Consider the following 25179-nt stretch of genomic DNA (forward strand, 5'->3'; position numbering starts at 1 on the left):
CTTGAGGCGACATACCGGCCACGAGGTCCTGCTATGCGGCGGGGCGCCCATCCACCGGCCAAACCAGGACCTCGTGGCCGTCCGGGTCGATCACCCGCAGAGAGCCCGGGATGTCGCGGGGGCCCCGCGGGGTGACCGGCACGTTGTACTTCTCCACCATGGTTGTGATGCGCGCCGGGTCCGAGGTCTGCACGGTGAACTGCAACGGTCCTGCCGTCGGAGTGTCCAGGGGGCCCGACATCTCCAACAGGGCCAGCCAGGGCGTCACGTACAGCACAGGCCCTCTGTCTTGCACAGGAAGCCCGAGTACCTCGCCGTAGAACTTCCGGGTCTCAGCGAGGTTGCGTACGTGGATGGCCATGCGGGTCACCGTCGCGGTGGGGGCGGCGCGCGGTTCCTGGCCTACGAGGGCCGGAGACCCTCCCCGCTTCACCGCGCGATCCACGTACATCGACTGGCCATCGTCCAGGGTCAGTGCGAAGCGCGTGACGTCCTGGCTCTTGCTGTCCAGGCTGTAGTGCCGCACCTGTGTCACAGCGCGGCCGTCAACGAATCGCTCCGTGCTCCCGTCCTTCGTGAGGGAGCTGAGCCACTGGGCCTGTTGCACCTCCCGGCGATCCTTCTCGGTTGCGTCCGAGGCAGGGAGAGGTTCAATCAACGCGGCGGCCGTGCGCGAGAGGCAGGCGTTGTCCTGCACCTCGCGCATGAGCGGCGCAATCCAGTCCGTGCCGTGCAGAGCGCCGAGCAGAGCGGCGGTCATCGAGGCGAGCGTGTCGGTGTCGGCACGGTCCAGGAAGGCAGCCCTGAGTAGCCCCATGGTCGGACGTACGGAGGAACGCGCCGCCAGGTAGCAGGCGGCGGCCGCCGAGACGGTTCCTGCGCCATTGCGCTGCTTGTCGAAGCAGCCGAGCGCCGCGAGGGTCTGCGCGTCGTCGGCAAGGGCAGCCCGCTCCAAAGATGATCGCGCCGTTGCGAGCAGCGTGTCCATCTCCCGAGCGGTGTCGGCCCATACTGTCTCGAACGAACCACCGGTGGCGTCCGTGAAGGCGGCTGACCAGCCCTCGGGGAGGCCCCCGCGCGCGAGGGCGGGGTCGCGCCACTGTGGCATGTCGGCCAGGGCGAGCACGACGTCCCCGTACTCGCCGGCGTCCTGCTGACGTAGTGTGTGTCGGATGGCCAGGGCGTAGACCGCCGCGCCTAGCAGCGCGCGCGGATGCCCGTGGGTTAGAACCCCGTCGGCCACCACGCGCGACATCAGTCGCTCGGGAGAGGAGTCGGTCAGCGTGTGGACGGCGTGGGGTGCGATCCTCATGGCCACACCGTTGGCCCCGGCGTTGAAGTAGGCGCCGGTTTTCGTGCGTTGACCCTCCCAAGGGCGGGCACCGGCCTGCCAGCTGCGGCACGCGCTGAGCACGGCCCGACCGCCACCGCGCTGGTAGAGCGGCCATGCCGGGAGCTCGACTTCGGTGAGCCAGGTCCGCCAGTCGTCTCCGCGTAGGCAGGCGCGCGCCGTGGCGAGCAGTAGCTGGGTGTCGTCGCTGTACTCGCCCGCTGCGACCGGGTCCCGGTAGCGGGTGTACTGGCTGCCTGCCCAGCGCGCCCACGGACGGAAGGCGAGAGCCGGGGCTATGGTGCGCGAGGCCTGACCTCCGACGATGCCGCTGCGCTGCTCCTGTGGCCAGCCCAGGGCATCACCGACGGCTGCCCCGAACAGCAGCCCGCGGGTACGGTCCAACAGGTCTGCCGGCTTCTGTCCGGTCACCGGGTCATCCCATCACTCTGCGGCGGCACCCAGACGGCCTCGGTGAGGGGAGGCCCGTTGCGCACGCGGCTGCTCAGTCGATTCCTATCAAACAGCACCGGCTCCACGAGCCAGGTCAAAGGCGGTACTTCTGCCTTGAGGACGCGTAGCCGTGCCAGCTCGTTGCCCACCGCCTCGTGGCTGGGCATGGCGACGGCCAGTATGTGTTTGAGTTCAATGGGGCCCGGTACCAGCACCTCCGCCTGCAGGTTGGTGGCGGCCCCTTGGAGATGGGCAGCTCCGCGCGGCCAGCCATCGCTCGTTGCGGCGAAGAGTTCCATCAGCGCGTCGGGGCCAGGGCGCAGTCGCGCGCCGTTCTGCTTCGCTGCGTTGCACGGTGCGAAGAGCGTGCCCTCGCGCAGGGCTAGCTCCACGTCGAGGAACAGGCAGATCCAGTCCGGGTAATTCTGGTGGTCGGGCTTCTGCCGAGCCTGTGCGAGGTAGTAGCCGTTGGGGAACTGGAAGGTGCAGCACACCTTGTCGGGCTGTTGGTCGAACCTCTGGCGATCGGTGGGGGTGAACTGCTCGGGTGCCGCTTCAGCGAGGTCCTTGCTGCTGCGGATCGCCCCGTCGCGCAGGATATGCGGGAAGCTACGGGCAGGGGTGAAGTGAGCGAGCCGGGTGGCGTTGCTCCGTCGCAGCGCTTCGGCCAGGGCGAGGCCGCTGGTGCGGGTCATGGCTGCACCTCCGCGCACAGGCCGTCACCCTCGGGCAGCAGGCGCGTCTTCGTTCCGCTGTAGGTGATGACCAGGTCCGACTTGGCGCGAGTGATCCCGACGTAGAGGAGCTTCGACTCCCGCTCGAACGCGTCGTCCACGCCCAGTGCCTTGACCACTTCGGGAAGGGGCACTGCGTTCTCAGAGCAGAAGGGCATCAGGACTGTGTCGAACTCGAGGCCCTTCGCTGAGTGGTACGTGGTGCAGTACACCCCCGGCGCGTAGTCCCAGCGGAACTTCTGGTCCTTGTCGATCCGGCGAGCCGTCAGACCCGTGCAGGCCTCGTCCACGTCGGCCCAGGTACGGCCGAGTACGGCGACTGTCCCCACCTGGCCCAACTGCCGGGCGGTCGACTGGATCACCGAGATCTCCTGTGCGCGGTCGGTGCACGCGACGAGAGTGGGCAGCGAGCCCTTGGAGCGGGGCGCGATCGGTGGCACAAGCTCGTCGGTGCGGCCGAAGAAGGGCAACTCGCTCAGCGCAATGGCGAAATCAGCGATGGCGGTGGAATTGCGATAGTTGTCCTTGAACATTTCGACGCGGGCCACTTTCAGGCCGCAGGCCCGCCACGACATCCCCTGCCCGTAGATCTGCTGGGCGTAGTCGCCGAAGAAGGTCACAGAACCCTCGGGGTCGACCACCTCCGCGAGCGACCGGATCTCCTCCGGGGAGAGGTCCTGGCCCTCGTCGATGATCACGTGCCGGTATATTCGCGGCCCGTCATCCGCGGCCTGATGGTCGCGCACAGCGGCGGCCATGTCGTGCCAGTCGTACGTGTGGCTCTCCGCTGCCCGCCGCAGCCGGTACTCCTGCGCGATCTCCCAGACGACCTCGCGCAGCGAAACGCTGAGGGGCGTCCGGCGGCCCAGTCGGTCTACGGCCTCGTACGCCTCCCAAGTACGCAGGCCCATGCCGGAGATCCAGGCGATCTCGTCCTCGAACCATCCGGGATCCCTCTCGAAGAACTTGTGCGTCGCGTATCTCGAGGACACAGCCTTCAGGGCGGACCGGATCAGCCGCCGGCGAGCATGGGACGAGGCGATCGCCTGGCCCTTCATCGCGCCGTGGTGATGCAGGAAACCGCGGGCGAACCGGCCGTAGGTGCGGATGTCGAGTCGGTCTGTTTCGCCGGCGAAGTGTTTGAGGTAGGAGACGAGAGCGTTGTTGTAGGTCACGAGCAGAGTTCTGCCGGAGCCCGCCACTCCTGGATCTGACAAGTACAGCGCCCGCAGCATGGCCATCACGGTCTTGCCGGTTCCCGCCGTACCGAGAACCACGTGATGGCCGACCGCGGGCAGGTACGCCACGTCCGACTGCCGTCCCACCGGCTCCGGAAGCCCCATCCCCCACCCCTTCAGCTCTGAGGCACCGTCAGTGCCTCTGTGAAGGATGCCTGTTCTGCCCGGATGGTCCAGATGGTTTTGCGCCAAGGGCCCCGCCAGGGCCAGGCGGGGCCCGGATTCCGAGTCCCTCAGATGTCCCGGAAGATCTCGATCTGCGCGCCGACCGAGTTGAGGCGCTCGGCGAGTTCCTCGTAGCCGCGGTTGATGACGTAGACGTTGCGCAGGACCGAGGTGCCCTCGGCCGCCATCATCGCGAGCAGGACGACCACCGCGGGGCGCAGGGCCGGCGGGCACATCATCTCGGCCGCGCGCCAGCGGGTGGGGCCCTCGACCAGGACGCGGTGGGGGTCCAGGAGCTGGAGGCGTCCGCCGAGGCGGTTGAGGTCGGTCAGGTAGATGGCCCGGTTGTCGTACACCCAGTCGTGGATCAGGGTCTGGCCCTGGGCCGCGGCCGCGATGGCGGCGAAGAAGGGGACGTTGTCGATGTTGAGCCCGGGGAAGGGCATCGGGTGGATCTTGTCGATCGGGGCTTCGAGCTTCGAGGGGCGCACCGTCAGGTCGACCAGGCGGGTGCGGCCGTTGTCGGCGACGTACTCCGCGGAGCGGTCGTGGTCGAGGCCCATCTCCTCCAGGACCGCGAGCTCGATCTCCATGAACTCGATCGGGACCCGGCGGATCGTCAGCTCCGACTCGGTGACCACGGCGGCGGCCAGCAGGCTCATCGCCTCGACCGGGTCCTCGGAGGGGGAGTAGTCGACGTCGACGTCGATCACGGGGACGCCGTGGACGGTGAGGGTGGTGGTGCCGATGCCCTCGACCTCGACGCCCAGGGCCTCCAGGAAGAAGCAGAGGTCCTGGACCATGTAGTTGGAGGAGGCGTTGCGGATGACGGTGACGCCGTCGTGGCGGGCCGCGGCCAGCAGGGCGTTCTCGGTGACGGTGTCCCCGCGCTCGGTCAGCACGATCGGGCGGTCGGGGGAGACGCCGGCCTCGACCTGCGCGTGGTAGATGCCCTCGGTGGCGGTGATGTCCAGGCCGAAGCGGCGCAGGGCGATCATGTGCGGCTCGATGGTGCGGGTGCCGAGGTCGCAGCCACCGGCGTACGGCAGGCGGAACTGGTCCATCCGGTGCAGCAGGGGGCCCAGGAACATGATGATGCTGCGGGTGCGGCGGGCCGCCTCCGCGTCGATGGCGTCCATGTCGAGGCGGGCCGGGGGGACGATCTCCAGGTCCACGCCGTCGTTGATCCAGCGGGTGCGGACGCCGATGGAGTTCAGCACCTCCAGGAGGCGGTAGACCTCCTCGATGCGCGCGACCCGACGCAGGACCGTACGACCCTTGTTGAGCAGCGTGGCGCAGAGCAGGGCCACGCAGGCGTTCTTGCTCGTCTTGACGTCGATGGCGCCGGAGAGCCGTCGGCCGCCGACGACGCGCAGGTGCATCGGGCCGGCGTAACCCAGGGAGACGATCTCGCTGTCGAGCGCTTCGCCGATTCGGGCGATCATCTCAAGGCTGATGTTCTGGTTGCCGCGCTCGATGCGGTTCACGGCGCTCTGGCTCGTGCCGAGCGCGTCGGCGAGCTGACTCTGTGTCCAGCCACGGTGCTGCCGGGCGTCACGAATGAGCTTGCCGATGCGTACGAGGTAGTCGTCTGCCATGGGTGCACGGTATCTCAGATATGAGATGGAGATCGCTTCGGGCGGGGCGGACGGGTGTTACTGCCCGTCAGTTCGCGCTCCCGGTGCGGCGGGTGCGCGGGGTGTGAGCTGCGTCGTTGTCCGTCGGGGCGGGTGGGGCTGTTGTTGTTTCCGGAACACAAAAGGAAGTTGGTCCGTTTTGCGCGTCCTGTGATGAATTGGAGCACGGTGTACGGGGCTCCGCCCGGCGGGTTCGGCCGTTCGGTGGCACCGACGCCTCCCGACCCCGGCGCCTCGTCGCCCCCTCCGCCCGCCCCGACCGCCGGCCCGCGCGCGACCCCGCCGGGGGAGCGGGCGGGCCTCGTCCGCGGCTCCCGCGGCGGCTCGGCCGGGGGTGTCCGACGCGGGCGTCCGGGCAGGCCCGTGCCCCCGGTCGACGGAAGGTCGCGACGGGTCGTGGGGCGCGCGCCTCGTCGTCGCCCCGGACATGTACTAGAGTTATCTCGACATCGAGATATCTGCCGAAGGCGTACCGCAGCCGCCCCCGCTGGTAAGGGTTACCTAACTTAGCCTTACCTTAGCGGATTGGCCAGAGGGCGTGGCGGCAGGATTGCGGTAATACGCGCGAATCATGCATGAAGGAGACTGTCGTGTCGGCGAACAGCTTCGACGCCCGCAGCACGCTGCAGGTGGGCGACGAGTCGTACGAGATCTTCCGGCTGGACAAGGTCGAAGGCGCCGCCCGCCTTCCCTACAGCCTGAAGGTCCTGCTGGAGAACCTGCTCCGTACCGAGGACGGCGCGAACATCACCGCCGACCACATCCGGGCGCTCGGTGGCTGGGACTCCCAGGCCCAGCCCAGCCAGGAGATCCAGTTCACGCCGGCCCGCGTGATCATGCAGGACTTCACCGGCGTCCCCTGCGTCGTCGACCTCGCCACCATGCGCGAGGCCGTCAAGGCGCTCGGCGGCGACCCGGCGAAGGTCAACCCGCTGTCGCCGGCCGAGATGGTCATCGACCACTCGGTCATCGCCGACAAGTTCGGCACGAAGGACGCCTTCGCGCAGAACGTCGAGCTGGAGTACGGCCGCAACAAGGAGCGCTACCAGTTCCTGCGCTGGGGCCAGACCGCCTTCGACGACTTCAAGGTCGTCCCCCCGGGCACCGGCATCGTCCACCAGGTCAACATCGAGCACCTGGCCCGCACGGTCATGGTCCGGGGCGGCCAGGCCTACCCCGACACCCTGGTCGGCACCGACTCGCACACCACCATGGTCAACGGCCTGGGCGTGCTGGGCTGGGGCGTCGGCGGCATCGAGGCCGAGGCCGCGATGCTCGGCCAGCCGGTCTCCATGCTGATCCCGCGCGTCGTCGGCTTCAAGCTGACGGGCGAGCTGCCCACCGGCACCACCGCCACCGACCTCGTGCTGACGATCACCGAGATGCTGCGCAAGCACGGCGTCGTCGGCAAGTTCGTCGAGTTCTACGGTGAGGGCGTCGCCGCCACCTCCCTGGCCAACCGCGCCACCATCGGCAACATGTCGCCGGAGTTCGGCTCCACCGCCGCGATCTTCCCGATCGACGGCGAGACCCTGAAGTACCTGCGCCTGACCGGCCGCGACGCCCAGCAGGTCGCGCTCGTCGAGGCGTACGCCAAGGAGCAGGGCCTGTGGCTGGACCCGGCCGCCGAGCCGGACTTCTCCGAGAAGCTGGAGCTCGACCTCTCCACGGTCGTCCCCTCCATCGCCGGCCCGAAGCGCCCGCAGGACCGCATCGTCCTCGCCAACGCCGCCGAGCAGTTCGCCGTGGACGTACGCAACTACGTCAGCGACGACGAGGAGGCCGGCAAGGAGTCCTTCCCGGCGTCCGACGCCCCGGCCGCCGCCAACGGCGTCCCGACCCGTCCGACCCAGGTCACCCTGGCCGACGGCACCTCCTTCGAGATCGACCACGGCGCCGTCACCGTCGCCGCGATCACCTCCTGCACCAACACCTCGAACCCCTACGTCATGGTCGCCGCGGCGCTCGTGGCCAAGAAGGCGGTCGAGAAGGGCCTGACCCGCAAGCCCTGGGTCAAGACCACCCTGGCCCCCGGCTCGAAGGTCGTCACCGACTACTTCGACAAGGCCGGCCTGACCCCGTACCTCGACAAGATGGGCTTCAACCTCGTCGGGTACGGCTGCACCACCTGCATCGGCAACTCCGGTCCGCTGGACGAGGAGATCTCGAAGGCGATCAACGAGCACGACCTCGCGGTCACCTCGGTCCTCTCGGGCAACCGCAACTTCGAGGGTCGCATCAACCCCGACGTCAAGATGAACTACCTGGCGTCCCCGCCGCTGGTCGTCGCGTACGCCATCGCGGGCTCGATGAAGGTGGACATCACCAGCGAGGCCATCGGCACCGACGCCGAGGGCAAGCCGGTCTTCCTCGCGGACATCTGGCCCTCCGAGGCCGAGGTCAACGACGTCGTGGCGAACGCCATCGGCGAGGACATGTTCAGCAAGTCCTACCAGGACGTCTTCGCGGGCGACGCCCAGTGGCAGGCGCTGTCGATCCCGACGGGCAACACCTTCGAGTGGGACCCGCAGTCGACCTACGTCCGCAAGCCCCCCTACTTCGAGGGCATGACGATGGAGACCACCCCGGTCTCCGACATCGCCGGCGCCCGCGTGCTGGCGAAGCTGGGCGACTCGGTCACCACCGACCACATCTCCCCGGCCGGCGCGATCAAGGCCGACACCCCGGCCGGCAAGTACCTCACGGAGCACGGCGTCGAGCGCCGCGACTTCAACTCCTACGGTTCCCGCCGCGGCAACCACGAGGTCATGATCCGCGGTACGTTCGCCAACATCCGCCTGCGCAACCAGATCGCGCCGGGCACCGAGGGCGGCTTCACCCGCGACTTCACGGTCGAGGGCGCGCCGGTCTCCTTCATCTACGACGCCTCCCAGAACTACCAGGCCGCCGGCATCCCGCTGGTCATCCTGGCGGGCAAGGAGTACGGCTCGGGCTCGTCCCGCGACTGGGCCGCCAAGGGCACCGCGCTGCTCGGCGTCAAGGCCGTCATCGCCGAGTCCTACGAGCGCATCCACCGCTCGAACCTGATCGGCATGGGCGTCCTGCCCCTGCAGTTCCCCGAGGGCGCCACCGCGGCCTCGCTCGGCCTCACCGGCGAGGAGACCTTCTCCTTCACCGGTGTGGAGGAGCTGAACGACGGCACCACCCCGCGCACCGTCAAGGTCACCACCGACAGCGGTGTCTCCTTCGACGCGGTCGTCCGCATCGACACGCCGGGCGAGGCCGACTACTACCGCAACGGCGGCATCATGCAGTACGTGCTGCGCAACCTGATCCGCGGCTAAGGACCAGGGCACGCCAGGCGGAGGCCAATCAGTCTCCCCGGCGCCGACAGTCGGCACCATAGGGCCGTATCCCCTGCGAAGGGGATACGGCCCTTCCGCTTTTCGCGGCGAGGTCTCAGATGACGGACAGGTCTCAACTCGGAAAAGCCGGGAACGATCCTTGTGCACGATCTTGCTCCGGCGAGCGGAAGTGGACTATACCTGTGCCCGTCCGGGGCCACCGCGCGACGAGCGGGCCCGGACCGGGGGATGGCGGTGACCTGCGATGATGCCCTCCTGGGCAGCAACTGCCGTGATTTCCGGCCTCCTTCACACTTCTGACGAAGGCGAGGACATGAGCATGGGATCCACTGGTGAGGGCCTCGGCCGCCGTGATCTGATCAAGCGTTCCGCGGCGCTCGGACTGATCGCCGTGCCGACGATGAGCTTCCTGTCGGCCTGCGCCTCCGGCGGCGAGGACACCTCCACGAAGGGCCCGGACAAGGGGCTCGTGTCCAAGGAGAACCCGTTCGGCGTCGCCAAGGGCGGCAAACTCGACGTGGTCGTCTTCAAGGGCGGTTTCGGCGACGACTACGCCAAGGCCTGGGAGGCCGCCTTCGACAAGAAGTGGGGCACCACCAGCTCCCACCTCGGCACCCAGGAGATCGCCGCCAAGCTCCAGCCCCGCTTCAACGGCGGCAACCCGCCGGACGTCGTCGACGACTCCGGCGCCCAGCAGATCAAGGTCGACGTACTCGCCAAGGGCGGCCAGCTGGCCGACCTCACCGTCGTGCTCGACGCCCCCTCGCTCGACGACCCGACCAAGAAGGTGCGCGACACCCTCATCGCGGGCACCGTCGAACAGGGCACCCAGGGAGGCAAGTTCGTCTCCCTGAACTACGTCTACACCGTGTTCGGCCTCTGGTACTCCGGCAAGCTCTTCAAGGAGAAGGGCTGGACCGAGCCCAAGACCTGGGACGAGTTCCTGGCCGTGTGCGCCAAGGCCAAGGAGGCCGGCATCGGCGGCCTGGCCCACCAGGGGAAGTACCCGTACTACATCAACGTCGTGATCATGGACCTGATCGCCAAGAAGGGCGGTCTGGAGGCCATGAAGGCCATCGACAACCTGGAGCCGAACGCCTTCGAGGGCAACGCGGCCGCCCTGGCCGCCGTCGAGGCGGTCTACGAGGTGGTGGAGAAGGGCTACCTCATGCCCGGCACCAACGGCCTCACCCACACGGAGTCCCAGACCGCCTGGAACCAGTACCGGGCGGCCTTCATCCCCTCCGGCTCCTGGCTGGAGAACGAGCAGCTCAAGCAGACCCCCGACGACTTCGACATGAAGTTCCTGCCGGTGCCGGTCCTCGCCGACAGCAAGCTGCCCTTCACCGCCATCCGCGCCGGCGCCAACGAGCCCTTCATCGTCCCGGAGAAGGCCGCCAACAAGGCCGGCGGCCTGGAGTTCCTGCGCTCCATGCTCTCCCGCGAATGGTCGACGATCTTCGCCCAGCAGGCCAACTCGCTCACCGTCGTCAAGGACGGCGTGGACCCGAGCGTCAAGCTCCGCCCGGGCACCCAGTCGGCCGTGGCCGCCGTCAAGACGGCCGGGGAGAACACCTTCAACTACCTCTACCCCGACTGGTACAGCGAGATGGACACCGAGATCCAGAACGCGTCCAATGAGCTGATGGCCCAGCGGATCCAGCCAAAGGAGTGGATCAAGCGGGCACAGGCTGCGGTAGACAAGGCTGCCAAGGACCCCAACGCCAAGAACAACCACCGCAGCTGACCCCACGTCCACCGGCAGCGTCATCAGGGACGGACACCATGAGCCAAGTAGCCAGGGGCAGGGGACGGACCGGCTTCATCGCCGGCTTCCTCATCCTGCCGCTCGCCCTGTATCTGACTTTCGTCATCTGGCCGTACGTTCAGACGTTCGGCTACTCCTTCACCAACTGGTCGGGCCAGTCGCCGACGTTCGACTTCGTCGGCCTGGAGAACTACTCGGCCCTGATGAAGGACGAGGTCTTCCGCGGCGCCCTGTGGCACAACCTGCTGCTCCTGGTGTTCGTCCCGACGATCACCATCCTGCTCGCCCTCTTCTTCGCCTTCATGGTGAACGCGGGAGGGCGCAGCGGGGCCGGCGGGGTGCGCGGCGTCCGCGGATCGGCCGTCTACAAGATCGTCTACTTCTTCCCGCAGGTCCTCTCCCTCGCCATCCTCGCCGTCCTCTTCGGCGCCGTGTACCGCAGTGACGCAGGCGGCCTGCTGAACGGGTTCCTCGCCAAAATCGGCCTCGTCGACCCGGCCCGTCCCGTCGAATGGCTCAACCAGCCCAACCTGGTCCTGTGGTGCCTGCTGCTCGTGGTGGTCTGGCACGGCGTCGGCTTCTACCTGGTCCTCTTCTCGGCCGCCATGCAGTCCGTGCCCAAGGACATCTACGAGGCCGCCCTGCTCGACGGCGCCGGCCGCGCCCAGACCTTCGTCAAGGTCACGCTGCCCCTGCTCTGGGACTCCGTACAGACCTCGGCGGTCTACCTGGGCATCGCCGCGATGGACATGTTCGTCCTGGTGTCGACCATGACCTCCGGCCAGTTCGGCGGCGGCCCCGACCACCACAGCGAGGTCATGGCCACCGTCCTGATGCGCAACTTCCTGTACTTCGGCAAGAGCGGCTACGCGTGCGCCATGGGCGTCGTAATGCTGGTCCTGACGATGATCCTCTCCGTCATCACGCTGCGCGCCACCCGCCGCGAGCGCATCGAGTTCTGAGCGGGAGACACCGTGACCACAGTCATCAAGGCACCCGGCGAGTCCGCCGCCGAGAAGTCGGGCGGCGGCGGCAGGCCGAAGGGGGACCGGAAGACCGGCTCCGAGGGCGTGGTGCTCAACGTCTTCTCCCACGGCTTCCTCGCCCTGTGGGCCATACTGATCGTCCTGCCCCTGATCTGGTTGGCGCTCGGCTCCTTCAAGACCGACTCGCAGATCGGAGGCTCGGCCCTCAGCTGGCCCTCCAACTGGCACTTCGACGCCTTCGCCCGGGCCTGGGACAAGGGCATCGGCGGCTATTTCGGCCACACGCTGATCGTGCTGGCCTTCTCCGTGCCGCTGACCATGCTGCTGGGCTCGATGGCGGCGTACGTCCTGGCCCGCTACCCCTTCCGGGGGAACCGGATCGTCTACTACTTCTTCGTCAGCGGGGCGATGTTCCCCGTGTTCCTGGCGCTCGTCCCGCTGTTCTTCATGGTCAAGCGCCTGGACATGCTGAACACGTACCAGGGGCTGATCCTGGTCTACGTCGCCTACTCGATGCCCTTCACCGTCTTCTTCATGCACTCCTTCTTCCGCACCCTGCCGACGGCGGTGCACGAGGCGGCGGTGATCGACGGGGCCTCCGACACCCGGATCTTCTTCCAGGTGATGCTGCCGATGGCCAAGCCCGGCCTGATCAGCGTGGGGATATTCAATGTCCTGGGCCAGTGGAACCAGTACATCCTGCCCTCCGTGCTGATGCAGCCCCAGAGCGGATCGGACCCCGAGCGCTACATGCTCACCCAGGGCCTGATCCAACTCCAGTACCAGATGGGCTACGAGACGGACCTGCCGGTGCTGTTCGCCGGCGTGACCATCGCGATGATCCCCATGCTGGTGGTCTACCTCTCCTTCCAACGCCAGATCCAGGCCGGACTGACCTCCGCCACCCTCAAGTAGCGCGCCCGGCGGCGGCGCCCCGCGTCGGCGGGGCGCGCCGTCAGCGGGCGCCGTCGGGGACCACCGACCAGCCGACCGCCGAGACCGACGGGTCGAGCGAGAGGTTGCCCACCGCCTCCTCCAACGCGCGACCCTCCTCGCCCTCGGCGGTCAGCAGCGCCGAGACCGTCACCAGTCCCGGGGCCGGGCCGTCGACACTGCGGATCTCCCGCAGTCGGCAGCCCGGCCGGCCCAGCGCGTCGACCACGCGGCGGCGGAGGTGGGCCTCCTCCGCCTCGGGGCAGACCGCCTCGAAGTGGTAGTCACGGGCGACCTCGGCCCCGCCGCGCGGCGCCCGGTCCAGCCGCCGGCCCAGCGGGCGCAGCAGCAGGTTGGCCCCGACGACGCCCGCCGTGCCGCAGGCCGCCAGGACGAACAGGCCCACCCCGGCCAGGCAGCCCACGGCCGCCGAGCACCACAGGGTGGCGGCCGTGTTCAGGCCCTGGATGCCGAGCCCGTCCCGCATGATGACCCCGGCGCCGAGGAAGCCGATCCCGGAGACGATCTGCGCCGCGACCCGCGAGCCGTCGTACCCGACCTCCGAGACCGTGCTCAGGAAGCCGTACTGCGAGAGCAGCACGAACAGTGCCGCCCCGCCCGCGACCAGGGCGTTCGTCCGCAGGCCCGCCATTCGGGCCCGCCACTGCCGCTCCAGGCCGACGATCGAGCCGAAGCCGAGCGCGGCGGCCAGGTGCGCGGCCATCTGTCCTTCACTGATGATCGTGCTCATCGCCGTCCTCCTTCCCCGCCTCCCGGCGCGGTGTCCGTTCCGGCTACAGCCAGGTGCCGAAGCGGCGGATGTACCGGGTCTTCACGAACTGCGTGAGCGTGCAGTACGCGAGCAGCACGCCGACCAGCCACGGGAAGTAGGAGGCGGGCAGGGCCACGAAGCCCAGCGAGGGGGCCAGCGGCGAGAACGGCAGCCACAGCCCCGTCAGCACCGCGAGGACGGTCATCACCATGACCGGCCAGGAGGCGCGGGACTGGACGAAGGGGATCTTCCGGGTGCGGATCATGTGGACGATCAGGGTCTGCGAGAGCAGTCCCTCGACGAACCAGCCGGACTGGAAGAGCGCCTGGTGCGACTCGCTGTTCGCGGCGAACACGTTCCACATGATCGCGAACATGGCGATGTCGAAGATCGAGCTGATCGGGCCGATGGTGACCATGAAGCGGAGGATGCCCTTGGCGTCCCAGTTGCGCGGCTTGCGCAGGTACTCCTCGTCCATGCGGTCCCAGGGGGTGGCGAGCTGGGAGATGTCGTAGACGAGGTTCTGCACCAGGAGCATGATCGCGAGCATCGGCTGGAAGGGGATGAACGCGCTCGCCACCAGGACCGAGAAGACGTTGCCGAAGTTCGAGGACGCCGTCATCTTGATGTACTTGATGGTGTTGCCGAAGGTGGTGCGGCCCTGGACGACGCCCTGCTCCAGGACGGTGAGGTCCTTCTCCAGCAGGATGATGTCCGCCGACTCCTTGGCGATGTCCACGGCGGTGTCCACGGAGACGCCGACGTCGGCGTCGCGCAGCGCGGCCGCGTCGTTGATGCCGTCCCCGAGGAAGCCGACGGTGTGCCCCTCGGCTTGGAGGGCCCGTACGATCCGGGCCTTCTGGACCGGGTTGACCTTGGCGAAGACGCTCGTACGCGCGGCCAGCTCGCGCAGCGCCGTGTCGTCGAGGCCGTCGACCTCGCCGCCCGAGACCACGTGGCCGACCTCGATGCCGACGTCGGCGCAGACGCGCGCGGCGACCAGCTCGTTGTCGCCGGTGACCACCTTGACCGTGATGCCCTTGTCGGCGAGGCCGCGCAGGGCCGCGGCGGCGGAGGCCTTCGGCGGGTCGAGGAAGGCCAGGAAGCCGACCAGGGTCAGGCCGTCCTCGTCGGCGACGGTGTAGGTGTCGCGCGGGGCGTCGACGGTGCGCGTGGCGACGGCCAGGACGCGCAGGCCCTGGCGGTTGTGGTCCTCGGCGACACGGGTGACGCGGTCGCGCAGCCGCTCGTCGAGTTCCACCGTCTCGCCGCGGTCGCGCAGGTGGGTGCAGAGGGCGAGGACCTCCTCCACCGCGCCCTTGGTGATCACGACGTGCTCGGCGGGGCCGGCGCCGGCGGCGAGGGCGTTGCGGGACAGGACCACGGACATGCGGCGTCGGGCGAAGTCGAAGGGGATCTCGTCGACCATCGAGAACCGTGCGTCGACGACAACCTCCTCGGCCTCGTCCACGCGGTCGATGACCGCCCGGTCCATCAGGTTGCGCAGGCCCGTCTGGAAGTGGGCGTTGAGGTAGCCGTACTCCAGGACCTCGCCGTCCTCGGCGCCGTGCACGTCGAGGTAGCGGTCCAGGACGATGCGGTCCTCGGTCAGGGTGCCGGTCTTGTCGGTGCACAGCACGTCCATCGCGCCCAGGTTCTGGATCGCGTTGAGCCGCTTGACGACGACCTTCCGCCGGGACATGGCCACGGCTCCGCGCGCCAGGTTGGCGGAGACGACCATGGGCAGCATCTCGGGGGTCAGGCCGACCGCCACCGCGACACCGAAGAGGAATGCTTCGTTCCAGTCGCCTTTGGTGAACCCGTTGACCATGAAGACCACCGGGACCATGACCAGCATGAAGCGGATCAGCAGGAAGCTGACCCGGCGCACGCCGTTGTCGAAGTTGGTCTGCGGGCGCTCGCCGACGAGCGAGCCGGCCATGGAACCGAACCAGGTGTCGGCGCCCGTGGCCACGACGACGCCGGTCGCCGTGCCGGAGGTGACCGAGGTGCCCATCAGGCAGAGGTTGTCGGCCTCGACGGGGTCGCCGGAGCCCTCCCGCCCGAGGTCGTCCGGCCGGGTGTCGGCCTTGGCGACCGGCAACGACTCGCCCGACAGCGCGGCCTGAGCGACCATCAGGTCCTTGGCGGTGACGAGCCGCAGGTCGGCCGGGACGATGTCGCCCGCCGCGAGCCTCACCACGTCGCCCGGCACCACCCGGTCCATCGGCACCTCGAAGGTGGTGGGCGCCGCGCCGCTGCCGACCCGCCGCTGGACCGCGCAGGTGGTGGTGACGAGCCGTTGCAGCGCGTCGGCGGCGCGGCCCGAGCGGTACTCCTGCCAGAACCGCAGCAGACCGCTGACCCCGACCATCACGCCCAGGATGACGACGCCCGGATCGGCGGGGTCCTGCCAGAACATCACGGCCGCCAGGAAGACCAGGACGCCGATGAAGGGGTTGCAGTACGCCTTGGCGAGCTGGACGAACCAGCGCGGCGCGCGCTCGCGGTCGACGGCGTTCGGACCGTGGAGCTCCAGGCGCAGCGCGGCCTCGGCGTGGGTGAGGCCCTCGCGCGAGGAGTCGACGTCCTGGAGCACCCGCACGACGGGGCGGGCGGCGACGGCCGCGAGGCGCTCGGCGACCCGGCGGGTCCCGGCCTCCAGTTCGGCGGCCCTGCGCTCGCGGCGGGTGCGGCCCGGCGGCGCGAGCTTGGTCGGGGTACGGGGGGTGAGCATGGTCATGACGAATCCCTCCCTCCACGGTGCCGGAGCGGCGCGCGGCCGCGCGGTCACGTGGAGTGGTCATGGTGCGGCGCGGCGTGGCGCGAGGGGCCACGGCCGAGCCGAGGGGCATGGGTGGCGCGTGCCCGGCACGAAATGCGGGGCATGCGCGAGGAATGAAAAGATGCACGGAGCGGCGAAAGGCGGTGCCGCACGTACGCGCGGAAGGTCGGCCGGCCCGGAAGGGTCAGCGGACGTGAGCGCTGCGAGGACTTCGGTCGGGACTCATCCCGAACACCTCCTTGCGTAGCGCTGTCATGGCGGGCGCCCGATCCGACCGGAAAAGTCGCAGATGACCGGCGCCTCAGCGACCGTAGCACGATCTCGGAGCGCCGTTGTTCATACTTTTGGTCGGACGTGTCCGGTTCGTGCCGTGTCAGCCTCTTGACGTCGGGAGGGGCAAAGGCTCGACTTAAGGTTCACAAGTTGGAGAGACGCCGGGGTCCTGGAACTCGCATCCGCGACGCCCGGCCGGGGGGCGACGGCCGGCCGTCGCTTATGGGCAGGAGTGGATGAGTCGTGCAGACTCCCGGATCGCAGTCGTCACTGCATCGCGCGAATCTCGAACGGGTCGTGCGGGCCGTACGCCTCGCGGGATCGCTGACGCAGGCGGAGATCGCCCGCACCACCGGACTGTCGGCGGCCACGGTCTCCAACATCGTCCGTGAGCTCAAGGAGGGCGGGACGGTCGAGGTCACCGACACCTCCGCCGGGGGTCGGCGGGCGCGCAGCGTCTCCCTCAGCGGGGACGCGGGCATCGTCATCGGGGTGGACTTCGGCCACACCCACCTGAGGGTGGCCGTCGGCAACCTCGCCCACCGGGTGCTGGCCGAGGAGTCCGAGCCGCTGGACGTGGACGCCTCCTGGGTGGAGGGCTTCGACCGGGCGGAGGCGCTGGTCGGACGCCTGGTCGAGGGCATCGGCGTCAGTCTGGACAAGGTCGTCGGGGTCGGTCTCGGCGTCCCCGGTCCCATCGACGTGGAGTCCGGGACCCTCGGCTCCACCGCCATCCTGCCGGGCTGGGCCGGGATCAACCCCCGCGAGGAGCTCTCGCGCCGCCTCGGGGTGCCCGTCCACGTGGACAACGACGCCAACCTCGGGGCCCTGGGCGAGTCGGTGTGGGGCAGCGGCCGCGGGGTCAAGGACCTCGCGTACATCAAGGTCGCCAGCGGCGTCGGCGCGGGCCTGGTGATCAACGGTCAGATCTACCGGGGTCCGGGCGGCACCGCCGGGGAGATCGGGCACATCACCCTGGACGAATCGGGTCCCGTCTGCCGCTGCGGCAACCGCGGCTGCCTGGAGACCTTCGCCGCGGCCCGCTACGTCCTGCCCCTCCTCCAGGGCAGCCACGGACCGGAGTTGACCATGGAGCGGGTGGTCGAGCTGGCCCGCGACGGGGACCCCGGATGCCGTCGGGTGGTGACCGACGTGGGCCGCCACATCGGCAGCGCGGTGGCCAGCCTGTGCAACCTCCTGAACCCGAGCAGGGTGGTCCTGGGCGGCTCCCTGGCCGAGGCCGGTGAACTGGTCCTGGCTCCGATCCGTGAATCGGTGGGGAGGTACGCGATCCCCAGCGCGGCGCGCCGTTTGTCGGTCCTCACCGGGTCGTTGGGCAGCCGCGCCGAGGTCCTCGGCGCGCTGGCCCTCGTCCTGAGCGAGATGGGCGATTCAACGCTTTTGGCGGAAAATGGGTCTGGGGTGCGGGCACCCGCGGTCATGTCTTCAAACAGATAACGGATGGCACCGTTGTCATCTCGTTAAGGATTCACTCCTTGACGGCAAACTCGCGGCCGGGGTTGACTCACATCCACCTCGGCCGCGGTGTTGCGGCCTCGTCAGGGAGGTTCAACCCATGAACACGCGTATGCGTAGAGCCGCCGTTGCCGTCGCCGCCGGCGCCATGGCCGTTTCGCTGGCCGCCTGTGGCAGTGCCAAGGAAGCGGGCGACAAGCCGAAGGAATCGGGCGCGGCCAAGGGCGACGCGATCAAGGTCGGTCTGCTCCTGCCGGAGAACCAGACCGCGCGCTACGAGAAGTTCGACAAGCCGCTGATCGAGAAGAAGGTCGCGGACCTCACCGGCGGCAAGGCCGAGGTCGTCTACGCCAACGCCAAGCAGGACGCGACCACGCAGAACTCCCAGGTCGACACGATGATCACCAACAAGGTGGACGTGCTGATCCTCGACGCGGTCGACGCCAAGGCCATCGCGGGCGCGGTCAAGCGGGCCAAGGACGCGGGCATCCCGGTCGTCGCCTACGACCGCCTCGCCGAGGGCCCGATCGACGCCTACACCTCCTTCGACAACGAAGAGGTCGGCAAGGTCCAGGGCAAGGCCCTGCTGGAGGCGCTGGGCGACAAGGCCAAGGACGGCCAGATCGTCATGATGAACGGTTCGGTCACCGACCCGAACGCCGCCCTGTTCAAGAAGGGCGCGCACTCCGTCCTCGACGGCAAGGTGAACATCGGCAAGGAGTACGACACCGTCGAGTGGAAGCCGGAGAACGCCAACACCAACATGGCGGGCGCCCTTTCCGCGCTCGGCAAGGACAAGGTCATCGGCGTCTACTCCGCCAACGACGGCATGGCCGGCGGCATCATCACCGCCCTCAAGGCGGCCGGCCTGTCCCCCCTGCCCCCCGTCACGGGCCAGGACGCCGAACTCGCCGGTGTGCAGCGGATCGTGTCCGGTGAGCAGTTCATGAGCGTCTACAAGCCGTACGCCCCCGAGGCCGCGGCCGCCGCGGAGATGGCCGTAGCCCTCGCCAAGGGCGAGAAGATCGACGGCGTCATCAACAACAAGGTCGACAGCCCGACCACCAAGGGCGTCCCGTCCGTGCTGATCCCGGTCGTCTCCCTGACCAAGGCCAACATCAAGGACACCGTCGTCAAGGACGGCGTCTACAAGGTCGAGGAGATCTGCACCGACAAGTACGCGGCCGCCTGCGCCACCCTCGGCCTGAAGTAGGCCCCGCCGCCTCCCCTCCGGGGGACCCGGCCCTCCTGCCCTGCCCGGCGCCCCGCCCTCTCCACCCCGCCACCCGCGGGGCGCCGGGCAGAATCGTTTCCCCGCTTTTCGCTCGTACCCCCCATCCGCCCCGCTCCTGCTCTTTTGCACGACATCCCCGCCGGTCAGGCGGCGAAGGAGATGGTTCATGTGTCCGCTGCGCCCGTGCTGGCGTTGCGAGGGGTCTCGAAGCGGTTCGGCGCCGTCCAGGCCCTGACCGACGTAGAACTCGAGATCCACTCCGGTGAGGTGGTCGCCCTGGTCGGCGACAACGGCGCCGGCAAGTCCACGCTGGTCAAGACGATCGCCGGCGTGCACCCCATCGATGACGGAGTCATCGAGTGGGAGGGCCGCCCGGTCTCCATCGGCAAGCCCCACGACGCCCAGAACCTGGGCATCGCGACCGTCTACCAGGACCTCGCGCTGTGCGACAACATCGACGTCGTCGGCAACCTCTTCCTGGGTCGCGAACTCAAGCGCTTCGGCATCCTCGACGAGGTGGAGATGGAGCGCCGCGCCCGCGAACTCCTGACCACCCTGTCCATCCGGATCCCCAGCGTCCGCATCCCCATCGCCTCGCTCTCCGGCGGTCAGCGCCAGACCGTGGCGATCGCCCGCTCCATGCTGGGCGAGCCCAAGCTCGTCATCCTCGACGAGCCCACCGCCGCCCTCGGCGTCGAGCAGACCGCACAGGTGCTCGACCTCGTGGAGCGGCTGCGCGAGCGCGGTCACGCCGTGATCCTCATCAGCCACAACATGGCCGACGTCAAGGCCGTCGCCGACAAGGTGGCGGTCCTGCGGCTGGGCCGCAACAACGGTGTCTTCAGCGTCGCCGACACCTCGCAGGAAGAGATCATCTCCGCCATCACCGGGGCCACGGACAACGCCGTGACCCGCCGGGCGGCCCGCACCGGGGAGGCCCGCAAGTGAGCACCCACGACCCCGTCGTCGATCCGCTGGGCAAGGGTCCCGTCGGAGAGCCGGCCGACCGCGGACACGTCGACCCGGTCAACCCGGCGGCCGCGGCCGACGCGATCCCCGCGGTCGACCCCCGCCTGCTCGTGCGCGAGCAGGGCCTCTCCGGTTACCTGAACGAGTTCCGTCGCAAGTTGAAGGCCGGTGACCTGGGCTCCGTACCGGTCGTCCTCGGCCTGATCGTCATCTGGAGCATCTTCCAGGGGCTGAACTCGAACTTCCTCTCCCCGGAGAACCTCACCAACATCGCGATCACGATGGTCGCCACCGGCATGATGGCCGTCGGCATCATCTTCGTGCTCCTGCTCGGCGAGATCGACCTGTCGGTCGGCTCCGTCAGCGGTGTCTCCGGGGCGATCGTCGCCGTCCTCGCCGTCACCAACGGCGTGAACGAATGGGTCGCGATCCTCGCGGCCGTCGCCGGCGGCGCGCTGATCGGCTCGATCCACGGCTTCTTCTTCGCCAAGGTCGGCGCCCCCGCCTTCGCCGTCACCCTGTCGGGCCTGCTGTTCTGGTCCGGCGCCATGCTCCAGATCCTCGGCAGCAACGGCACCATCAACCTCGACTCCGAGGGCGTGGTCGGCAAGCTCACCACGTACTACTTCTCCGACGTGGCCGCCGGCTACGGGCTCGCGGCGGTCGCCGTGGTGGCGTACTTCCTCGCCACCTACTTCGACAACCGTCGCCGCGAGGCCGCCGGGGTCCCCTCGCGGCCCCTCACCGAGATCCTGCTGCGCACCGGCGTCCTGGCCGTCTTCACCTTCGGCCCGGCCGTGGTGTTCAACCAGTACAAGGGCCTGCCGCTCGCGGTCGTGCTCTTCATCCTCGCGCTGGTCGGCACCGACTTCCTGCTGCGCCGCACCACCTTCGGCCGCAACGTCTTCGCCCTCGGCGGCAGCGTCGAGGCCTCCCGCCGCGCCGGCATCAACGTGGCCGGGATCCGCATCGCGGTCTTCTCGATCGCGGGCACCTTCGCGGCCATCGGCGGCCTCTTCTGGGCCTCCAAGATCGCGGCGGCCAACCAGAGCGCCGGCGCCGGCGACCTGCTGATGAACGTCATCGCCGCGGCCGTCATCGGCGGCACCAGCCTCTTCGGCGGCCGGGGCCGGACCTGGAACGCCCTCCTCGGCGTGATGGTCATCACCTCCATCCAGTACGGTCTGGCCCTGGAGGGCATCGCGACCCCGATCCAGTACATGATCACGGGCGCGGTGCTGCTCGCCACGGTCGTCATCGACTCGGTCACCCGCAAGACCCAGAAGTCGGCCGGGCGCGCCTGACACCCGGCCCCACCTGGACGTACCCGTCACGGTGCCCGGTGCCACACTCCGTGTGGCACCGGGCACCCGTGCGTACACCTGCGCGCACAGCCGTGCGGGTATACGCCCGTATGAGAGGTGTGACGGAGCGACGGGGTGTACAGGTATGACAAAGGTGTGACCCTGGCGGTACCGCCCGATGACGGCCCGCGCGAGCGGAACATTAGACTCGACAGACCAGCAAGCAACTGCAAGGAGGCACGGGTGCTGCTGACCCGCATCAAGGGACCGCGCGATCTGGACCGGCTCGGCCGCGAGGAGCTCGACCAGCTCGCCGACGAGATCAGGTCCTTCCTCGTCGACGCCGTCTCCAAGACCGGCGGGCACCTCGGCCCCAACCTCGGCGTGGTCGAACTGACGATCGCCCTGCACCGGGTCTTCGAATCGCCCAAGGACAAGGTCCTCTTCGACACCGGCCACCAGGCCTACGTCCACAAGCTGCTCACCGGCCGCCAGGACTTCGGCAACCTGCGCTCCAAGGGCGGCCTCTCGGGCTACCCCTCGCGCGCCGAGTCCGAGCACGACGTGATCGAGAACTCGCACGCCTCCACGGTCCTCGGCTGGGCCGACGGCCTCGCCAAGGCCAACGAGGTGCTCGGCCGCGAGGACCACCACGTCGCCGCCGTCATCGGCGACGGCGCCCTGACCGGTGGCATGGCCTGGGAGGCGCTGAACAACATCGCCGCCGCCAAGGACCGCCCGCTGGTCATCGTCGTCAACGACAACGAGCGCTCGTACGGCCCCACCATCGGCGGCCTCGCGAACCACCTCGCGACCCTGCGCACCACGGACGGCTACGAGCGCTTCCTGGCCCGCGGCAAGGAGCTCCTGGAGCGCACGCCGGTCGTCGGCAAGCCGCTCTTCGAGACCCTGCACGGCGCCAAGAAGGGCCTGAAGGACTTCATCGCCCCGCAGGGCATGTTCGAGGACCTGGGCCTGAAGTACATCGGCCCCATCGACGGCCACGACATCGAGGCCCTGGAGTCCGCGCTCCAGCGCGCCAAGCGCTTCAGCGGCCCCGTCATCGTCCACTGCCTCACCCAGAAGGGCCGCGGCTACACCCCGGCCCTGGAGCACGAGGCGGACCGCTTCCACGCGGTCGGCGTCATCCACCCGGACACCGGCCTGCCGGTGAAGACGGCCGCCGCGAGCTGGACCTCCGTCTTCGCCGACGAGATGGTCAAGCTCGGCCACGACCGCGAGGACGTCGTCGGCATCACCGCCGCCATGCTCCACCCGGTCGGCCTCAACAAGTTCGCCGAGGCCTTCCCGGACCGGATCTACGACGTCGGCATCGCCGAGCAGCACGGCGCCACCTCGGCCGCCGGCCTGGCCACGGGCGGCGTCCACCCGGTCTTCGCCGTCTACGCCACCTTCCTCAACCGCGCCTTCGACCAGGTCCTGATGGACGTGGCCCTGCACAAGTGCGGCGTCACCTTCGTCCTGGACCGCGCGGGCGTCACCGGCGACGACGGCGCGTCCCACAACGGCATGTGGGACATGTCGATCCTCCAGGTCGTCCCCGGCCTGCGCCTGGCGGCCCCGCGCGACGCCGAGCAGCTGCGCGCCCAGCTCCGCGAGGCCGTCGAGGTCAAGGACGCCCCGACCGTCGTGCGGTTCTCCAAGGGCGTCGTCGGCCCGGCCGTCCCGGCCGTGGGTCGCATCGGCGGCATGGACGTCCTGCGGGCCCCGGCCCCCGAGGTCACCCGTCCGGACGTGCTCGTCGTCGCCGTCGGCGCCCTCGCGCCGATGTGCCTGGAGATCGCCGACCTCCTCGACAAGCAGGGCATCACCTCGACCGTGGTCGACCCCCGCTGGGTCAAGCCCGTGGACGAGGCCCTGGCCCCGCTGGCCGACCGCCACCGGGTCGTCGTCACCGTCGAGGACAACGGCCGCGCGGGCGGCGTCGGTTCCGCCGTCGCGCAGGCGCTGCGCGACGCGGGCGTCGATGTCCCGCTGCGCGACTTCGGCATCCCCCAGCGGTTCCTCGACCACGCCCTCCGCAAGGAGATCATGGCCGAGATCGGTCTGACCGCCCCGGACATCGCCCGCCAGGTCACCGGGCTCGTCGCCAAGCTGGACGGACGCTACGAGAGCGAGCAGGCCGCCACCGTCGACTAGCCGAGGGGCCGCCGAGGCGGCCGGATCGCGCGGTTGCACGTCACGGGCCGGGAGATCACCCTGGAAGGGTGGGCCTCCCGGCCCGTTCGTGCGTCGTCACCTCTCGGAGGCGTCGGTGAGCAAGGATCTGAACAGCCCATTCCGCACCAAAACGGTGGAGCAGTCCATCCGCGACACGGAGGAGCCGGAACACGCGCTCCGCAAGTCGCTCTCCGCCTGGGACCTCACGGTCTTCGGTGTGGGCGTCATCATCGGCACCGGCATCTTCGTCCTCACGGGCATCGCCGCCCGGAACAACGCCGGTCCGGCCACCGCCCTGGCCTTCGTGGCGGCGGGCATCGTCTGCGCCCTCGCGGCGCTCTGCTACGCCGAGTTCGCCTCCACCGTCCCGGTGGCCGGCTCGGCCTACACGTTCTCGTACGCCTCGATCGGCGAGCTGCCCGCCTGGATCATCGGCTGGGACCTGGTGCTGGAGTTCGCGCTCGGCACCGCCGTCGTGGCGGTCGGCTGGTCCGGCTACGTACGCCATCTCATGCACACCAACCTCGGCTGGGACCTGCCGGCCTCCCTGTCCGGCCCCGATGGCGGCGGCACCTTCGACCTGCTGGCCTTCCTGCTGGTCCTGGTGCTGACCGCGATCCTGGTGGTGGGCACGAAGCTCTCGGCCCGGATCACCGCGGTGGTCGTCGCGATCAAGGTCACCGTGGTGCTGCTGGTCATCATCGCGGGCCTGTTCTTCATCAAGGCGGACAACTACAGTCCGTTCATCCCGCCCGCCCAGCCGCAGGAGGCCGGCGGCGGCCTGCACGCGCCGCTCGTCCAACTCCTCTTCGGCTACGAGCCCACCAACTTCGGCGTCATGGGCATCTTCACCGCGGCCTCCCTCGTCTTCTTCGCCTTCATCGGCTTCGACGTCGTGGCCACGGCGGCCGAGGAGACCAAGAACCCCCAGCGGGACATGCCGCGCGGCATCCTCGGCTCGCTCCTCATCTGCACGGTGCTCTACGTCGCCGTGACGCTGGTGGTCACCGGCATGCAGAAGTACTCGGAGATGTCGCCGACCGCACCGCTCGCCGAGGCCTTCAAATCCGTGAACCAGCCGTTCTTCGCCGGTGCCATCAGTCTGGGCGCGTCCGTCGGTCTGATCACGGTCTGCATGATCCTGCTGCTCGGTCAGACCCGCGTGTTCTTCGCGATGAGCCGTGACGGACTGCTGCCGCGCGTCTTCTCCGTCACCCACCCGAAGTACCGCACCCCGTACCGGGCAACCCTCCTGCTCGGCTGCGTCATCGCGGTCGTCGCCGGGTTCACCAGCCTGGCGAAGCTCGCGGAACTGGTGAACATCGGCACCCTGTTCGCCTTCGTGGTGGTCGCCCTCGGTGTGATGGTCCTGCGCAAGACCCGCCCCGACCTGCACCGTTCCTTCCGCACCCCGTGGGTCCCCGTGGTCCCGATCCTCTCGATCGCCGCCTCGCTCTGGCTGATGCTCAACCTGCCGGCCGAGACCTGGATCCGGTTCGCGATCTGGATGGCCCTCGGGTTCCTCGTCTACTTCGCCTACGGCTACCGCAACAGCCGCCTGCACAAGACCGGCCGGGACGCGGAGTTCTGAACACCCGCCGACCGCCCGGCAGGG

The 25179-nt window shown here is 69.1% G+C and carries 16 protein-coding genes; 10 read left to right on the top strand and 6 right to left on the bottom strand.

Annotated elements, in window-relative coordinates; translation table 11 throughout:
* Nucleotides 1-31 precede the first annotated feature (31 nt).
* The 4 genes from ACZ6ZI_RS12270 to ACZ6ZI_RS12285 all read right to left on the bottom strand — a co-directional run bounded on the left by ACZ6ZI_RS12270 (nt 32) and on the right by ACZ6ZI_RS12285 (nt 5518).
* Nucleotides 32-1762 (bottom strand): ADP-ribosylglycohydrolase family protein, encoded by a 1731-nt coding sequence (locus ACZ6ZI_RS12270; RefSeq protein ID WP_469519099.1) that lies wholly within the window; start codon nt 1760-1762, stop codon nt 32-34.
* Nucleotides 1759-2478 (bottom strand): DarT ssDNA thymidine ADP-ribosyltransferase family protein, encoded by a 720-nt coding sequence (locus ACZ6ZI_RS12275; protein ID WP_469519101.1) that lies wholly within the window; start codon nt 2476-2478, stop codon nt 1759-1761. Before ACZ6ZI_RS12275 ends, ACZ6ZI_RS12270 begins: the two co-directional genes overlap by 4 nt.
* Nucleotides 2475-3860: a 3'-5' exonuclease gene (locus ACZ6ZI_RS12280; RefSeq protein WP_469519103.1), complete on the bottom strand. Its 1386-nt coding sequence runs from the start codon at nt 3858-3860 to the stop codon at nt 2475-2477. Before ACZ6ZI_RS12280 ends, ACZ6ZI_RS12275 begins: the two co-directional genes overlap by 4 nt.
* Nucleotides 3861-3988: 128 nt before the next feature.
* Nucleotides 3989-5518 carry a helix-turn-helix domain-containing protein gene (locus ACZ6ZI_RS12285; protein WP_363052873.1) on the bottom strand — a complete coding sequence of 510 codons (1530 nt, stop codon included), beginning with the start codon at nt 5516-5518 and terminating at the stop codon, nt 3989-3991.
* Between the two features lie 629 nt (nt 5519-6147).
* Here ACZ6ZI_RS12285 and acnA point away from each other — a divergent pair.
* From acnA to ACZ6ZI_RS12305, 4 genes are all read left to right on the top strand, one after another.
* Complete coding sequence (gene acnA / locus ACZ6ZI_RS12290; RefSeq protein ID WP_363052875.1) at nt 6148-8862, top strand: aconitate hydratase AcnA; 2715 nt, start codon at nt 6148-6150, stop codon at nt 8860-8862.
* Between the two features lie 340 nt (nt 8863-9202).
* Complete coding sequence (gene ngcE, locus ACZ6ZI_RS12295; protein WP_469519106.1) at nt 9203-10630, top strand: N-acetylglucosamine/diacetylchitobiose ABC transporter substrate-binding protein; 1428 nt, start codon at nt 9203-9205, stop codon at nt 10628-10630.
* 38 nt (nt 10631-10668) lie between these two features.
* Nucleotides 10669-11613, top strand: coding sequence for a carbohydrate ABC transporter permease (locus ACZ6ZI_RS12300; RefSeq protein WP_363052879.1), 945 nt, complete (start codon nt 10669-10671; stop codon nt 11611-11613).
* Nucleotides 11614-11625: 12 nt separating this feature from the next.
* Nucleotides 11626-12552 (top strand): carbohydrate ABC transporter permease, encoded by a 927-nt coding sequence (locus ACZ6ZI_RS12305; RefSeq protein WP_469519108.1) that lies wholly within the window; start codon nt 11626-11628, stop codon nt 12550-12552.
* A 40-nt stretch (nt 12553-12592) separates the two neighbouring features.
* Here ACZ6ZI_RS12305 and ACZ6ZI_RS12310 read toward each other — a convergent pair whose 3' ends face one another.
* Together ACZ6ZI_RS12310 and mgtA are read right to left on the bottom strand one after the other, a co-directional pair.
* The gene (locus ACZ6ZI_RS12310; RefSeq protein WP_469519111.1) at nt 12593-13321 is read right to left on the bottom strand and encodes an MgtC/SapB family protein; all 729 of its coding nucleotides are present in this window, start codon (nt 13319-13321) and stop codon (nt 12593-12595) included.
* Nucleotides 13322-13364: 43 nt separating this feature from the next.
* Nucleotides 13365-16085 carry a magnesium-translocating P-type ATPase gene (gene mgtA / locus ACZ6ZI_RS12315; RefSeq protein ID WP_469519114.1) on the bottom strand — a complete coding sequence of 907 codons (2721 nt, stop codon included), beginning with the start codon at nt 16083-16085 and terminating at the stop codon, nt 13365-13367.
* A 558-nt stretch (nt 16086-16643) separates the two neighbouring features.
* Here mgtA and ACZ6ZI_RS12320 point away from each other — a divergent pair.
* The 6 genes from ACZ6ZI_RS12320 to ACZ6ZI_RS12345 all read left to right on the top strand — a co-directional run bounded on the left by ACZ6ZI_RS12320 (nt 16644) and on the right by ACZ6ZI_RS12345 (nt 25155).
* Nucleotides 16644-17858 (top strand): ROK family transcriptional regulator, encoded by a 1215-nt coding sequence (locus ACZ6ZI_RS12320; protein ID WP_469519117.1) that lies wholly within the window; start codon nt 16644-16646, stop codon nt 17856-17858.
* 118 nt (nt 17859-17976) lie between these two features.
* Nucleotides 17977-19089, top strand: coding sequence for a sugar ABC transporter substrate-binding protein (locus ACZ6ZI_RS12325; protein ID WP_363052887.1), 1113 nt, complete (start codon nt 17977-17979; stop codon nt 19087-19089).
* Between the two features lie 180 nt (nt 19090-19269).
* Entirely contained in the window at nt 19270-20058 is a 789-nt protein-coding gene (locus ACZ6ZI_RS12330; RefSeq protein ID WP_363052889.1) for an ATP-binding cassette domain-containing protein, read from the top strand.
* Between the two features lie 26 nt (nt 20059-20084).
* The gene (locus ACZ6ZI_RS12335) at nt 20085-21383 is read left to right on the top strand and encodes a sugar ABC transporter permease (protein ID WP_469519586.1); all 1299 of its coding nucleotides are present in this window, start codon (nt 20085-20087) and stop codon (nt 21381-21383) included.
* 243 nt (nt 21384-21626) lie between these two features.
* Nucleotides 21627-23543 carry a 1-deoxy-D-xylulose-5-phosphate synthase gene (dxs, locus tag ACZ6ZI_RS12340; protein WP_363053042.1) on the top strand — a complete coding sequence of 639 codons (1917 nt, stop codon included), beginning with the start codon at nt 21627-21629 and terminating at the stop codon, nt 23541-23543.
* 115 nt (nt 23544-23658) lie between these two features.
* Nucleotides 23659-25155, top strand: coding sequence for an amino acid permease (locus ACZ6ZI_RS12345; protein ID WP_469519124.1), 1497 nt, complete (start codon nt 23659-23661; stop codon nt 25153-25155).
* The last annotated feature ends 24 nt before the right edge of the window (nt 25156-25179 follow it).

Source organism: Streptomyces sp. NPDC103540 (genome assembly GCF_055584445.1).